This is a genomic window from Hyphomonas sp. KY3 (genome assembly GCF_017309975.1).
GTDB lineage: Bacteria > Pseudomonadota > Alphaproteobacteria > Caulobacterales > Hyphomonadaceae > Hyphomonas.
Map to the genome: position 1 here is coordinate 1,431,592 of NZ_CP022271.1, position 14,113 is coordinate 1,445,704.

Annotated in this window: 14 protein-coding genes; 12 read left to right on the top strand and 2 right to left on the bottom strand. The window is 52.6% G+C overall.

The genetic code is table 11. From position 1 onward, the window contains the following. Positions 1 to 70 precede the first annotated feature (70 nt). Complete coding sequence (locus tag CFA77_RS07165) at positions 71 to 775, bottom strand: IS6 family transposase (protein ID WP_206992876.1); 705 nt, start codon at positions 773 to 775, stop codon at positions 71 to 73. Between the two features lie 136 nt (positions 776 to 911). Between CFA77_RS07165 and CFA77_RS07170 the strand changes: the two genes are divergently transcribed. The 12 genes from CFA77_RS07170 (at position 912) to CFA77_RS07225 (ending at position 13,293) form a co-directional block, all read left to right on the top strand. Next, positions 912 to 1,625, top strand: coding sequence for a GIY-YIG nuclease family protein (locus CFA77_RS07170; protein ID WP_206992877.1), 714 nt, complete (start codon positions 912 to 914; stop codon positions 1,623 to 1,625). A 276-nt stretch (positions 1,626 to 1,901) separates the two neighbouring features. Continuing rightward, positions 1,902 to 2,465: an antirestriction protein ArdA gene (locus tag CFA77_RS07175; protein ID WP_206992878.1), complete on the top strand. Its 564-nt coding sequence runs from the start codon at positions 1,902 to 1,904 to the stop codon at positions 2,463 to 2,465. A 2-nt stretch (positions 2,466 to 2,467) separates the two neighbouring features. Continuing rightward, a complete protein-coding gene (locus CFA77_RS07180) occupies positions 2,468 to 2,944 on the top strand; it encodes a hypothetical protein (protein WP_206992879.1) in 477 nt (158 codons plus the stop codon). A gap of 484 nt (positions 2,945 to 3,428) precedes the next feature. Next, entirely contained in the window at positions 3,429 to 3,752 is a 324-nt protein-coding gene (locus CFA77_RS07185; protein ID WP_206992880.1) for a DUF736 domain-containing protein, read from the top strand. 177 nt (positions 3,753 to 3,929) lie between these two features. Next, on the top strand, positions 3,930 to 4,163 hold the full coding sequence (locus tag CFA77_RS07190) for a helix-turn-helix domain-containing protein (RefSeq protein ID WP_206992881.1): 234 nt from the start codon (positions 3,930 to 3,932) through the stop codon (positions 4,161 to 4,163). Beyond that, on the top strand, positions 4,054 to 4,665 hold the full coding sequence (locus CFA77_RS07195; RefSeq protein ID WP_242517514.1) for a S26 family signal peptidase: 612 nt from the start codon (positions 4,054 to 4,056) through the stop codon (positions 4,663 to 4,665). Before CFA77_RS07190 ends, CFA77_RS07195 begins: the two co-directional genes overlap by 110 nt. Positions 4,666 to 5,105: 440 nt before the next feature. Then, positions 5,106 to 6,842, top strand: a complete 1,737-nt coding sequence (locus CFA77_RS07200) for a DUF3363 domain-containing protein (RefSeq protein ID WP_206992883.1) — start codon at positions 5,106 to 5,108, stop codon at positions 6,840 to 6,842. A 149-nt stretch (positions 6,843 to 6,991) separates the two neighbouring features. Further along, complete coding sequence (locus CFA77_RS07205; protein WP_206992884.1) at positions 6,992 to 9,055, top strand: hypothetical protein; 2,064 nt, start codon at positions 6,992 to 6,994, stop codon at positions 9,053 to 9,055. 179 nt (positions 9,056 to 9,234) lie between these two features. Continuing rightward, positions 9,235 to 11,199, top strand: a complete 1,965-nt coding sequence (locus tag CFA77_RS07210) for a conjugal transfer protein TraG (protein ID WP_206992885.1) — start codon at positions 9,235 to 9,237, stop codon at positions 11,197 to 11,199. Positions 11,200 to 11,202: 3 nt separating this feature from the next. After that, positions 11,203 to 11,616, top strand: a complete 414-nt coding sequence (locus CFA77_RS07215) for a hypothetical protein (RefSeq protein ID WP_206992886.1) — start codon at positions 11,203 to 11,205, stop codon at positions 11,614 to 11,616. A gap of 121 nt (positions 11,617 to 11,737) precedes the next feature. After that, on the top strand, positions 11,738 to 12,052 hold the full coding sequence (locus tag CFA77_RS07220; protein WP_206992887.1) for a helix-turn-helix domain-containing protein: 315 nt from the start codon (positions 11,738 to 11,740) through the stop codon (positions 12,050 to 12,052). Beyond that, positions 12,049 to 13,293, top strand: a complete 1,245-nt coding sequence (locus CFA77_RS07225) for a type II toxin-antitoxin system HipA family toxin (RefSeq protein ID WP_206992888.1) — start codon at positions 12,049 to 12,051, stop codon at positions 13,291 to 13,293. Before CFA77_RS07220 ends, CFA77_RS07225 begins: the two co-directional genes overlap by 4 nt. A gap of 96 nt (positions 13,294 to 13,389) precedes the next feature. Here the strand turns inward: CFA77_RS07225 and CFA77_RS07230 are convergent, their stop codons facing one another. After that, positions 13,390 to 14,073, bottom strand: a complete 684-nt coding sequence (locus tag CFA77_RS07230) for a hypothetical protein (RefSeq protein WP_206992889.1) — start codon at positions 14,071 to 14,073, stop codon at positions 13,390 to 13,392. Positions 14,074 to 14,113 lie beyond the last annotated feature (40 nt).

Below are 14,113 nucleotides of genomic sequence, written 5' to 3' on the forward strand. Positions count from 1 at the left end.
GGTCATGTGTCCGGCCTGGTGCTGTCAGTTTAATGCGAACCAGTCTCCGTTTAGCGTGAGTTAGCAGATCCTAGATAGCGATAAGATCGCGCCACTGGAGCAAGGCGGCGTCACGCTGTGATTTAAAAGTCTGTCTACGATTTATGTGGCGATCTAAGTTGAAGTGATTATGGAGTGAGGCGTGGGTAGAAACGAATTTCTGCAAGTTCGACATTCGCCGAAATCTGTTCATCGCTCTTTCTCGTCGTCGAAATGGCAGGTGTGAGTTTTCGGCTCTGTTGTTCTTGTGGCGACCGACCTCTTGGCGGTCTTGGTTGCCTATATCCTTCATGGCGGCCCGATAAGATGGACAGCGGTCTGTCACGATGACATTTGGGTTTCCGTACCGTTTCATTGCTTTTCTCAAGAATTTCAATGCGGCAGCCTTATCGCGATTCTTTGTGACGAAGCTCTCTAGCACTTCGCCTTCATGATCGACGGCGCGCCAAAGATAGTGTTGTTCACCTCTGATTTTTACAAAAACCTCGTCGAGGTGCCACTGCCATTGAGTGATCTGTCGCATGTATGAGGCGCGTTTACTTCTGATCTTCCCAGCGAACATTGGACCGAAGCGGTCTACCCACTTGCGCACACTTTCATGGCAGATATCTATGCCTCGTTCATGGAGGAGATCTTCGACGTTACGAAGAGATAGAGGAAACCGAACATACATCAGGACGGCCAGTTGGATGATTTCGGGTGATGTTTTGAAGTAGCGAAATGGGTTTTTGGTCATCGCGCAAGGCTAGGGTAGGGGATAAACGACTTCAAGCGAGTTTCTGCTGACAATACCCCTTCTAGTATTCGGCACAGCGGATCCGATTGATCCGCTCGCAGATCCTCTACTTAATGACGATATTGGCATCTTTGAAGTGCGAGACGAGCTCAAGCCAGCAGCCCGTCCGGATTACGTTGCGGATCGTCAGCCATGCCCTGACTTCGAGCGGTTTGAACCACTGTTCAACAAAATACGTGAGGGCGTCAAAAGTGGCCTACGCAAACCGAGACCTTTTCGGCAAGAACGCGTTGATTTGGGCGAGTTCTTCGTACTGAAAGGTCAGTTGGTGCACGTTGCTGACGTAAGGGAAGAGCATCTTCGGAATGATAAGCCGGATGCGCGTTTGAGGGTTATTTTCGACAACGGCACGGAGTCCAATCTCCTCATGTCTTCCTTAGTCCGCCGGTTGTATGAGGACAAAGATGCACTTCGTATTGGTACCGTAGAAATCGGTCCCCTGTTTGAGGGTGCCCGTACAGGCGCAGTTTATGTGCTGCGTTCATTATCTGAAAAGCCTGAAGCCCTTGGTCTGCTGAAAGTCGGGACGACTTCTGGGTATGTGGAAGACAGGGTTGCTCGGGCAGAAACCCAGTCGACATTTCTATTTGCTCCCGTCGAAATCGTTGAAACATATGAATTGACGGGTTTTTCAGCGAAAGAGGCTGAGCGGCGCATCCACCGCGCTCTCAGCGCTTTCCACGTAACTATTCGTGTAACTGGACCAGACGGGCGAACATTCAGAGCCACCGAATGGTTTAAGGCACCTTCAGATGTCGTCGAAGCTGCTATTTTGAAAGCGTTGGATTAAACCTAATACTTTCAGTTCGGATCACTTACGCGGTCTCTCAATCGTTCATTTGCCTCAATAATTCTCCCTAACAGTCGGAATTGGGCGGACGGTGCATCTGCCAGAGCGCGGTCACAGCGCAAGGGGGCGGGACTTTTTCGTAATGTAGCGTCTATAGGTGTCCTACCTTCAGCCACCCCTTGCGCCGCGCCCTAATGCGCTCCGGCCAAGCACCTTTTCGCCGCCCACTCCCGCCTGATGCGGGAAAGAATGCGAGGCGGCGCAAAGGAGACTGACATGACCGAACCACTAACCCACCACCCGCAAACACGAAGCGCCGCGCCCACGCTTCGCGAGAAACGCCGCATCTACGTAGCTTGCCTCGCGGCCTATAATAATGGCTGCCTGCACGGGCGTTGGATCGATGCGACGAGCCCCGACGAGATCATGGATTCAGTCCGCGCCATGCTTGCGGCTTCGCCAATTCCAGATGCTGAAGAATGGGCAATCCATGATTATGAAGGCTTCGAAGGCGCGAATCTTTCCGAATACGCCTCATTCGAGACTGTGTGCGATTTGGCAGATTTCATTGAGGAGCACGGCGAGCTTGGCGCCAAGGTGCTTGCGCATTTCGGTGACGATCTGACCGAGGCGCGCGCCGCATTCGAGGAGTATGCTGGCGAATATCTTAGCGCTGCAGACTTTGCCGAGCAGCTGCACGAGGACACCGGCACCGAGATACCCGAGAGCCTTCGCTACTATATCGACTGGCAGGCGCTTGTCCGCGACATGGCGCTGAATGGCGAGATCATGGTGTTCCAGACGGGCTTCGATGAAGTCCATATCTTCTGGAGCCGCTGATCATGGCTTTCACTGAACGCTTCTCTGACTTCATTTGTGAAGGCGACAGCATCACTTGCGAAGTCGCTGGCTTTAAGATCGTCGCGCGCATTGCGCGCGACGATTGCCCCGACGCGCCCGACGAACGCCAAGACGGATTCTGGCCATCGCTTTACAAGGACGCGCCGGGATTTATTGGCCCCGGATCGAACCACCGGCGACGTTTTGCAGACGCGCAGGCTAGGGCTGAGGCCGTCATGGAGGCATGGCGCAAAGATGAATGGTTCTATTGCGGGGTCGTGCTTTCGATTGCGCTGGAAGGCGTCATCTTAGACGCTGATGCAGCGAGCCTTTGGGGCATTGAGACCAACTATCCTTATGGCGATAATGCTTACCTCACCGAGGCCGCACAGGAGCTGTTGCCCGAAGCACTCGCCACCGGGATCGCCGCCGCCCGTCGGCTTTGCGCAGCGCTCGACACGAGCCCCGCGCGCGCCTGAAATCACTGAGACGCAAGCCTTCGGTGAGTTAAATGCCGCCTGACTGTTTGTCTCCTGTTCAGGCGGATGAGGGAGCCGCCCGGTGGCAATCATCGGGTGGTTTTGACTGTCCCATATAGCGAAGAATGCTGATCATGCAGCATCGGGGCGAAGCGCTCACCGCTCGCCTTTTTTGCTTATAATAGGGTCTCCGAAGTGTTGACCACAATTGTGCGTTACGTTTCCGAAGGTGGCTTCCGGACCCCTTTTCCCGTCTCTTGCCGTATGACCTGGACGACGCTCTCCGGCCCTTGAAACCGGCCCTTAGAAAGAATTTTCCCCGCCGCATACGCGGCTCCTCGCGCATCAAAATTCTTCGCCGAGCCGGTGCTTCACTGGCGTTTCGCCCGTTCCGGTTCAGGCCCGTCCAGCGTCGCCCGAGCGGTCCGGCGTCGACGGGGACAAGGTGTCCCTAGAGACACATGGAAACGAAAGGAACTACACCATGGCCAACGCACTCGGATATGTAAGCGAAACCAAATCAGGCTTTGAAGGCGCTCTTGCAATGATGAACCTCACCAGCTCAATCCGCATAGAGAAGAACGCGGAAAAAGCCGCCGATGGTCAGCCCGACTACCGCATCTATGCCGGTGAAACCTCAACCGAAATTGGCGGCGGCTGGCTCAGAAAGGCTAAGGCAAGCGGCAGAGAATATGTCTCGATCACCCTTGCAGACCCGCAGATAGGGCCGCGCAAGGTCTACGCAAACCTCGCCCCCGTGAAAGGCAAGAAGGGGCGACACGTGATCCTCTGGAACCCGCGCGATTAGGCTAGAATATCGCTCAAATCAGGCCGCCTCGGAGATCTTCTCCGGGCGGCTTTGTATTGGAACTGCAGGGTTAATAGCGGGGCGGAAAATTCAGATGGGACTTTTTACGGCTATGAATTGCGGCATGTGGCGGCATGCTTTTCTGCGAAAGGAACCATCGAAAAGGAGCGTCTGATCATGGCAAAGAATAATCAAAACCCCAAGGGTAGTTCGGAGTTACCCGAACTTCTCACCGCGCAGGAAGCCGCCGAATTTCTGCACCTTTCACCCATTACTCTCAGTCATTATCGGTATCAGGGACGTGGCCCCATTTATCGAAAACATGGTTGGCGTGTCTATTACACGAAAGCCGACTTGGTCGACTGGTCAGAAGGCCAGAGATGGGTTTCCACCGGTGAGCCTCTTCGGTGAAACCATGCGTCGATTATTCTTGAGCCTGATGATTGCAGGCGTGTGTCTCTCCCTCTTCGGAATAGTGTTTTCCCCCTCAGAAAGGCTTCTTTGGAACCGAACGGCAAGCGCGCCAATGGGGCTTTATTGGCTGAACGACAAGCCATTCACCCTTGGCCGTTGGGTTGTCGTTTCAGCCAAGAGCCCTGAGGCGGCTTGGGCAAACCAGAGAGGGTTTGTCGGAAAAGATTGGCCTCTTTTGAAGCGTATCGCCGGTATGCCAGGGGATGAAATTTGTAGGATGAATGGACGTATTCAGATCAATCAAGTCCCACATGGCACCGTCAAACAAATAGATTCATTTGGGCAAGAACTGCCCTCATGGGAAGGCTGTTTCCTTCTCGATGAAAGCCAGGTGTTTTTGATGAATCGGCACCCAGATTCTCTGGATGGTCGCTACTTCGGACCGACCAATCTGAGCGATATTCAAAGCACTGCCCAGCTCATTCTGGAATGGCGCTGAATAGACATGGCGGCGTGTTCCGGCATAGGGCGGCATAAAGCGGCGAAAGGAGGCATCAGATTTGACAGCGAACCCGGACGGGCAAGATTGAAGCTCATGCACCAAAAGGTGCATAAGGTATTGTCTGCACATCTCTTTTTTGGCGCCTTATGCCGGAATATGTGGTGCACGAATATTCTCGTCCTTGTTGGTTCTATTGAACTTTTCAGGTGCATGGACGCAGGACGCACCACATGAGCGGCGACGCAGACTTCACACCGCGCCTCGGTAAGCTGAGAGACACGGGTGCCGGCTCGTCAAAGCGCTTTCGGTCCAGACTGCTCAAAGCAGCACGGCAGTTGTCTGCACCGCAAACAAAACCGGCTTTCACCGGGGCACGCATCGGCAGAGGTAACGCGGCAGGACTGCATGCCCGTATAAGGTCCCAGAGACTACCCCGCATGCGACTTCGCCGGGTTGTGGTTAAAGTTCACATAGCGCGCGCGAAAACAGGCATCGGGATAAGGGCCTATTCTCGGCACATTGATTACATCCAACGAGATGGTGTCGACAGGGATGGATCAGGTGGCCACCTATATGGGCGCGATGATAGCGAAGTGGATGGGCGTGCATTCGCCGAGCGTAGCATGGATGACCGCCATCAATTCCGCATTATCGTCTCACCAGAAGACGCAGACCAATTAGGCGACCTTAAAGAAACGACGCGCAGGCTCATGTCGGAGATGGAGCGTGATCTCAGTACAAAGCTCGACTGGGTTGCCGTAGATCACCACAACACAGGTCATCCGCACACTCATATTGTTGTTCGCGGCAAGGACAGCATAGGTCAGGACCTCGTCATCGCCCGTGACTATCTTATGAAAGGCTTGCGCGCGCGGGCCGAAGAAACCCTCACGCAAGAACTTGGCCCAAGGCGCGATATAGAGATCGCTAAATCGAGGCATCGCGAGATAACAAATGACCGGTTCACAGGTCTGGATCGAGAGCTCGCGAAGCAATCGAATAAAGGCGCTTTAGAATTGTCTCCCGGGTCAGGTGCTATCGGGCGGTTCAAAAACAGTCTGCAAGAGCAACGTCTGTCTCACCTCGAGCAGCTCCATCTTGCCAAGAACCTGGGAGACGGGCGATGGGAACTCGCCCCTCACTGGGAGAGGGCGCTGAAAGCGATGGGGCGCAAAGGCGATATCATCCGCACTTTGGCTGCTGGGGTAGAGCCTGGGAAAGATGTGTCAAAGGTTCGGTTCTTCGATGAACGAACCGGTGATGCGCCATCCATCATCGGGGTCGTGATACAGCATGGGCCGGAAGACGAATTGAAAGACCGGCGGTTTATGCTTGTGGAGGATTTTCACGGAACGCCATGGTACGCGCCTGTAACAGATGAACTGGGCGGGGCGTCACCGCCTTTAGGCGCGGTTGTTGAGCTAAGGCCGAGACCTTTAAGGCCTAGAAAGGCCGATCGCACGATTGCTGAGATCGCTACCCGAAGCGGCGGGGTCTATTCGGATGAATTGCATGCAGACGCCGATCCGTCCGCTTCGAGCGCTTATCGACTCGCGCATAAGCGAAGACTTGAAGCGCTCCGCAGAGCAGGCATCGTGAATCGAAATGGCCAAGGGGTTTGGGAAATAGCTGATGACTTCATCGAAAAGGCCGCAGAATTTGAAGCGGCTAAGACTGGAAGCGTAGCCATGAAAGTGCATTCATGGACGTCGATTGAAGCGCAGATCAAAGTCCATGCGCAGACTTGGCTCGACAGCGAAGATAGGCATCCAGACCTGGCAGAGAGTAAACAATTTTCCGAAGCGCGTAGAGCCCGCATTGCTTTCTTGCGCGGCAAAGGATTGCTCAAAGAGGGAGAAACCGAGCTGAACGCTGACGTAAGACAGCAATTAAGGTTGGAGGAGCTGCGCCGAGCGGGTGAGGCAGAATCCAGGCGAACTCAACGTTCGCACAGGGTGCTAGAAACTGGAGAAGGTTTCGAGGGAAAATTTGAGCGCACGACCGATCTTGCACAAGGTAGAATGGCCATTGTCGGCAATGAGAAAGGGTTTGTCATGGTGCCGTGGCGACCGGAGATTGAACGGCAACGCGGTAGGTCTTTGGTCATCGAAGCGCGGGAGCGCGGCGTCAGTTGGAGTATCGCTGACAGGCTAAAAAGAGGGCTGGCGCGCTAGCCGTCTCAATCATCCGAAGTCGAATGGCCTAACCGTGCGTACTAACGCTATTTGATGGCCGAAGTGATCCTGAAGCGAAGCAATAAACAACAAAGGGTTTTTCGCTGAAAATATTTGACTTAATTTGCGGTTGATACAAGCAATACCAAATGACGATTGTTATACTCGGACCATCAGAAACATCAGAACAAACGAATGTCGAGCATTTAAAAAAGGCTCTGATAGCGAGTGCGCCGGATATTAATCATCCCGATATTCGGCTTGCAATCGTGCCTCAGGTCTTTGCTAAGGACCGAGAAATTGATTGCGTATTGGTATTCGAGGATACTCGCCCTACTGAACAAATGTTCCGAACTTCCGAGGGGATACCCGTTCAGTCTTTCGTTGCTTGTGTGGAAGTAAAGAACCATTCACCGGATGCTGTGAGACGCCATGGCACGCATGTAGAAGTTCAGTATGAAAATGGGTGGCACGATGCGACCGCGCAAGCTGATGCCCAAGTCTGGGCATTGAAGGATCTTCAGCAGTTTTCTTATATGGGAAAAGCGCGGCGCCATAAAACCTACGTACAATCGGTACTTTGGTTGCGGCGCGTTCCGCCGGGCAGTTTAGGTGAAACGCTTCCGACCGGACGGACAAATGTGATTTGCGGCGATTTCAATTGGCAACAATTGATAGATGGCTTTGACGTAAACAGCGCGCAAGGTAAAGTTCAAACCTTGGTGCCTGCAGATCAAGGCAGCCAACACCACAGTTATGATAGTCTGGTTGGCTCTCTGACGCAGAAAATAGAGCCCACCAAACTGGACTTGAAACGACTTAATGCGCTAACGGAAAAACGGTTCGACGCCGACAAGCAGAATTATGTGCGTAATCTTGGCTCGGGCTTGTTGATGTTCCGTGGGAGAGCCGGAACCGGCAAAACATTCGCGTTGATTCAGATGGCGATTTATCTTGCTCGCCAAGGCAAAAGTACGCGAATTGTAACATATAATCACGGTCTGATTTCTGACATGGCGCGATCTATGTCCATTATCCGAGATCGGCATAAAGACATTTATCCAATCCCGATGGTTGAAACGCGATGGGTCCTTATGCGTCAATTATTCGGTCTTGCCTTCGGTGCCGATACTGTGGCCCGCACGGCTGAATTGTATGAGTTGGACGAGCGCGAAGCACTATTTTTAAGCGCGTTGCGTAAGCCTGAAGAGTTTTTGGAAGAGCAGATACCATGCTGTGCGATACGCGCGATGGGAAAAGTTTGTCGGTGCGAACCTCGGACGCCATCAACCTGGGCAGACATTAGTACATTTCGCAAAGAATTTCCGGCGCCATATGATTTTCTACTCGTAGACGAGGGGCAGGATTGGAGCGAAGCACACCGCGATCTAATTTATGATGTATTCGGTCCGGAGCGCGTTATTGTTGCTGACGGTGTGGATCAATTCGTAAATCAAGATCGTTGTGATTGGGATCGCGGAGATATCCCTAAGAACAGGATCCAGCCATTGTATACTTCAAGGCGTACCAAGGCTGCGACTTGCGACACAATCAATGATATTGCCAGCGCGCTTCGAGTCCCTGATTGGGATGTGAAACCAGACCAAACAGTGACCGGTGGAAGGGTTACCGTAGTGGTGGAGTCCCAACCACGCCGTGCGATTGAGCGTGCGCTAAGTATTTTAGATGAGGATTTTTCAGATCAAGCGGCTATGCGCCCAGTAGATGCGCTGGTTTGTTTGCCGCAACCCGCATCTACTCCGAATGCCAATTATTGTAATTTGTTTGAGACCGTTCAAGAGAGCTGTGGTGCCGACTATTGGCGTGGCTATGATTGGGAGGTTCGGCAAAACCGGGAGTACCCTAGTCGACAGACTTCATTGCGTGCGGTGCTTTATCAAAGTTGCCGCGGCATGGAAGGCTGGTCGACGGTTTGTCTGGGTCTCGATAGCTTTTTCGATTACTTGCTGGCTAATCCGGATATCGATCAACACGGTTTGCGAAATGAGGTCAAAACCAATGAAGGCTTTCTCTTCGATGAAACTAAATTCAAAGAGAAGGTTTTCGCAGCCCAACATGCATATGCGTTAAATTGGCTGATGATTTCGCTCACGCGCAGTATGGACCATCTAGTGATACACTTAACCAACGTGGATAGCGCTCTCGGCACCGTGTTGCAAAGTGTGGACCGCGACAAGATTCGTTGGCGGTAACGGCTTCTCACCTATCCTAAACTACGATGTCTATAGCCTATTAAGACACCTTCGGTATTCGTTGTTTGAGCAGAAAACTAACCTTGCGACTTATGCCGCCATTTGCCGCCATTCACACTGGCTGAATCTGATCAGACACGAAACACTGAAGAGGTTTTCTGAATGGGAGCCTCTATGCGATGTCGCCGTCAAAGATACTGATCGGTCAGTTTCTAATCGTCCTATCCATCATTGTTTTGACCATGTGGGGCGCAACGCAATGGGTTGCGCATGCCCTGGGTTACCAAGCAGGGCTCGGGCAGCCTTGGTTTTTATGGGATGACTGGCCCGTTTATCGACCATGGCGGCTTTTCCAATGGTGGTATGCCTACGAGGCCTATGCTCCCGAAGTGTTTGCCCGCGGCGGGGCTATCGCAGCAAGTGGTGGATTGCTCGGTATCCTTGCTGCGGTTGCCGGATCGGTTTGGCGGTCACGCTGGGAACGCAGCGTCACAACCTATGGCTCGGCGCGATGGTCGGAAAAATCCGATCTCGTTAGAGCAGGGCTACTAGATGACGATGGAGTTTTTCTAGGACGCTGGAAAGATAGATACTTGCGTCACAACGGACCTGAACACGTGCTTGCCTTTGCGCCGACGAGATCAGGTAAGGGCGTTGGATTGGTCATCCCGACCCTTCTTTCCTGGACGGGAAGCGCGGTCATCCATGACATAAAGGGAGAAAACTGGGAGCTTACCTCCGGGTGGCGCGGTTCGTTTTCAAATTGCATTCGGTTCGATCCCACAGATGCGACCAGCTCCCGTTTCAATCCGTTGATGGAGGTTCGTAAAGGCGCAAGCGAAGTGCGCGACGTACAGAACATTGCTGATATCCTAGTTGACCCGGAAGGTTCGCTTGAGCGTCGCAGCCATTGGGAAAAGACCGCGCACTCATTGATTGTCGGCGTGATTTTGCATGTGCTCTACGCTGAGAAAGACAAAACCCTTTCAGGGTGCGCGCACTTTTTGTCAGACCCTTCGAGAAGCTTTGAGAAAACGCTCGGTGCGATGCTCAAAACAAAGCACATTGTTCTTTCGAATGGCAAAAGCAGCGTGCATCCTGTCGTTGCCGGTGCCGCTCGTGAACTCCTCAATAAATCGGAAAATGAGCGATCGGGCGTCCTGTCCACGGCACTCAGTTTTCTGGGTCTTTATCGTGACCCAGTTATTGCAGAAGTCACGTCTGCAAGTGATTGGCGGATCAGCGACCTCGCTCGCCCTGATAAGCCTATGTCGCTTTACTTGGTCGTTCCGCCGTCTGATCTGTCGCGCACAAAACCGCTAATGCGGTTAGTCCTCAATCAAATTGGCCGAAGACTGACTGAAGTCATGCCGGAATCGGGTCGGCGGAAGATATTGCTTATGCTTGATGAGTTTCCAGCGCTTGGGCGACTCGACTTCTTTGAAAGTGCGCTTGCCTTCATGGCTGGGTATGGCGTGCGCGCCTATCTGATTGCCCAATCTCTCAATCAAATCGAAAAGGCCTACGGGCCGAACAATGCGATCCTAGACAATTGCCATGTTCGAATCGCTTTTTCGACGAATGATGAGCGCACTGCCAAACGCATCTCTGAAGCCTTGGGGGCTAAAACAGAGCTGCGATCACAGAAGAATTATACAGGCCACCGACTTGCACCTTGGCTGAGCCACATGATGGTGTCGCGTCAGGAAACGCAGCGCGCGCTCATGACGCCCGGCGAAGTCATGCAATTATCTCCTGCCGATGAGGTCCTCATGGTGTCCGGCACACCGCCGATCCTTGCGAAAAAACTTCGCTACTTCAAAGATCGTAACTTCACGGTTCGAATACTGCCGTCCCCAAAAGAGCTGCCAATACTCTCAAACGGTATTAGCGGCTGGACAGATATTCGTTGTGCCGCACGTTCAGCGGCTGAGCCTGAAGAAAAGAAAACCTCTTCCGAGGGGAACCGAAAGATCGAACCTAATCTCAATCGGCCTAATCAGGACGTTGCTGCCCAAGTCGAACCGGATGTGTCTCCAGAAATCGATGATGAAGAGGATGTCGGTTCGCAGCAGACACTTGAAACGATCCGCCGGGCAGCCGCACTTGACCTTGCCGATGACAACACGCTGCCGGAGTTTTAGAACATGAGCAAACCGCGTGTGAACCTTCGTTTATCCCACAAGCTACATGCTGAACTTGAGAGGCGGGCCCGAGAGCCAGGCGTTACGAAAACCGATATAGTGGAAGAGGCCCTCAGCCGGTTTTTCGATCCGGAATCCAATCTTGTGCTTGAAGAGCGTTTGCTTCGCCGGATGGACGCATTTGATCGCAGGCAGGGGGAAATTGAACGCGACACCGCGCTCTGTCTCGAAACAATAGCGCACTTCGTGTTCTATTGGCTGACGCGAACAGAACCGATCCCAGAGGGCCAGAGAGACGCCGCGCATGCCTTGGGGCAACGCCGGTTTGATCATTTCATCCAGCAGGTAGCCAGAAAGCTGGGCAATGAGCGAGGCGTAGTATCACGCGTAAACGCTGACCTGGGTGACGCAGGCTGAAGCCGGTCGAAACCAAGGCTTTGATCGGACTTCATGTGATTGCTACAAAATGGATAAAATTCTTGAAAAAGTAACCTTCGTGACCCATTATATGGGACATTGAGTATTGAAGGGTACATTTATGCCGACACCGACAACACCGCCAAACGCTGTGCGCCGGACCTTGCGAAAGCTAGGTCAGGACATCGCTGATGCGCGCAAACGCCGGGGTCTGACCATGGAAACCGTCGCGGATAGGGCGTTCACAACGCGAAAGACATTGTCACGCATTGAGGATGGAGACCATGGCGTGAGCATTGGTATTTACGCATCCGTCCTTAATGCGTTGGGGCTCTTGGATGGACTTGGCGAGATCGCCGACCCGGTTAATGACGAACTTGGGTTGTCGCTGTCCTCTGCCGAATTACCAAAACGCGTCAGGCCCAAACGAAAATGACGGAAATAGAAGTCCATATCTCGCTTGACGGCGAAACGCTGCGCGTTGGAACACTCTTCCGGCAGGCTGCCCGTGGCCGAGAGTCTGTCACCTTTCAGTATCATGACGAATGGCTCACTCATCCCGCCAGATTTTCGCTTGAGCCGAGCCTTGCTGTCGGCGGCGGCATGTTTCATCCGGGCGAAGGCCGGGAAATGTTTGGTTCAATCGGAGATTCTGCCCCAGATACATGGGGGCGGCGACTTATGCAGCGTGCGGAGAGGCGAACGGCACGCACCGAGGGTCGTCCACCAAAGACGCTACATGAGGCGGACTTTTTACTCGGTGTAAGTGATGTCTCCCGTCTCGGCGCGCTTCGGTTCAAGCGACCGGATGATGAAGAGTTTCAAAAACCAATTGGAGAGGGCGTGCCGGGCTTTATTCAGCTTGGTCGCTTACTTGAGAGTGCGCAAAGAATTGAGCGTGACGAAGAAACGGATGAAGATCTGTCCTTAATCTTTGCGCCTGGATCATCGCTTGGTGGTGCGAGACCCAAGGCCTCTATAGTGGATGCTCATGGTGCATTGGCCATAGCGAAGTTTCCAAAAGATACAGACGATTACAGCATCGAAACTTGGGAGCATATTGCTCTCACTTTGGCTAAACGTGCAGGCATAACGGTGCCTCTGCATGAACTCCAGCGAGTTGGGAACAAGCAGGTTTTGATCTCGTGGCGTTTTGACCGGCAAGGGGATATTCGCATCCCATTCTTATCCGCAATGTCAATGTTACAGGCAAATGATGGCGAGCGGGCGAGTTACCCGGAGATTGTTGATGAACTCTCCAGGCACGGGGCAAATGCTAAGAAGGACGCAGCCGAACTTTTTAGGCGTGTCGTTTTCAATGTTCTGATTTCAAATGTAGACGACCATCTTCGCAATCATGGTTTCCTTTGGGCTGGCAAGGCTGGATGGTGTTTGTCACCGGCCTATGATCTCAACCCGACGCCCACCGATCTGAAAGCGCGATTTCTAACGACAAATATTAGTCTTGATGAAAGCACTTGTTCTATTGAACTCGCCCTGTCTCAAGCAGAGCTGTTCGGTCTGGGCAATGAGGATGCAAAAGGAATTGTAGCTGAAGTCGGTGCAGCAGTTGCTGAATGGCGTTGCGTGGCTACAGAGTTCGGACAGACCCAAAGTCAGATTGATCGTATGGCGAGCGCATTCGAGCATGATGATTTGAGGATTGCGAACTCATAGATGAATGTCGCAAGCGATGTTGGCTGGATCAGCACGCAATTTAGTTTGCTTGTGAATCCGAGCAAATAAGTTTTCGGAGCCGCTCACTTTTCCAAGTCATCCCCCCGGCTTCGCATGAAGCATTAGAATGGCACCCGTTTCAGCGAGAAGTTTTTCTATCTCAGCGGTCTCGCCGGATGTCAGATCTTCGTCGTCCAGATCGAATACATGGCTTAAATATGAAGAGTATGCCGCCCATTCTCCAAAAGTCATGGGTACAAAGATTTGTCGATCCGGCGTCGCCTGAAGCTCTTTCAATCTGTTTGTCAGGTCCACGAATTTTGGCCAGGGCGTGAGGTCGTACATTGAATTATCTATGGCGCTGGGGTCATCAATAATCTTGCCGAAGACGGAGACGAGGGCTGTCAAACTATCTGGGGCAAACATCATCAGGGCATAAATCCGATTATTGCCGCTTCCTGAGTCTAAAAAACACTCATGGATCTGTTCCAGCAATGCCCGATCTTCCTGTTTTGGGGCTGCATGGCCTGCATAGTCGATCAGACGCTCAAATTTGTCGTAATCTTTGGAGGAAAATGAAATGTAGTGCGGGGCTTGGTCGAGCGGGGCGAATGTGGAGAGCAGGCTTTCAAGCTCCCCTTCCTGAATGATCCAGGCCGCATGATCTATGACGCCAGTCATATGGTAGTTCTCTGCCATGTAGGAGAAGGTCGCATGAATAAGGTTCTTAATATGCGGATCGAACCACACTTTAAAGGCATTTTGAGAATCGTCGTCCATTTTTAGGCCTGCGTTTGTCTGACTGCGCGATGGTAGACGT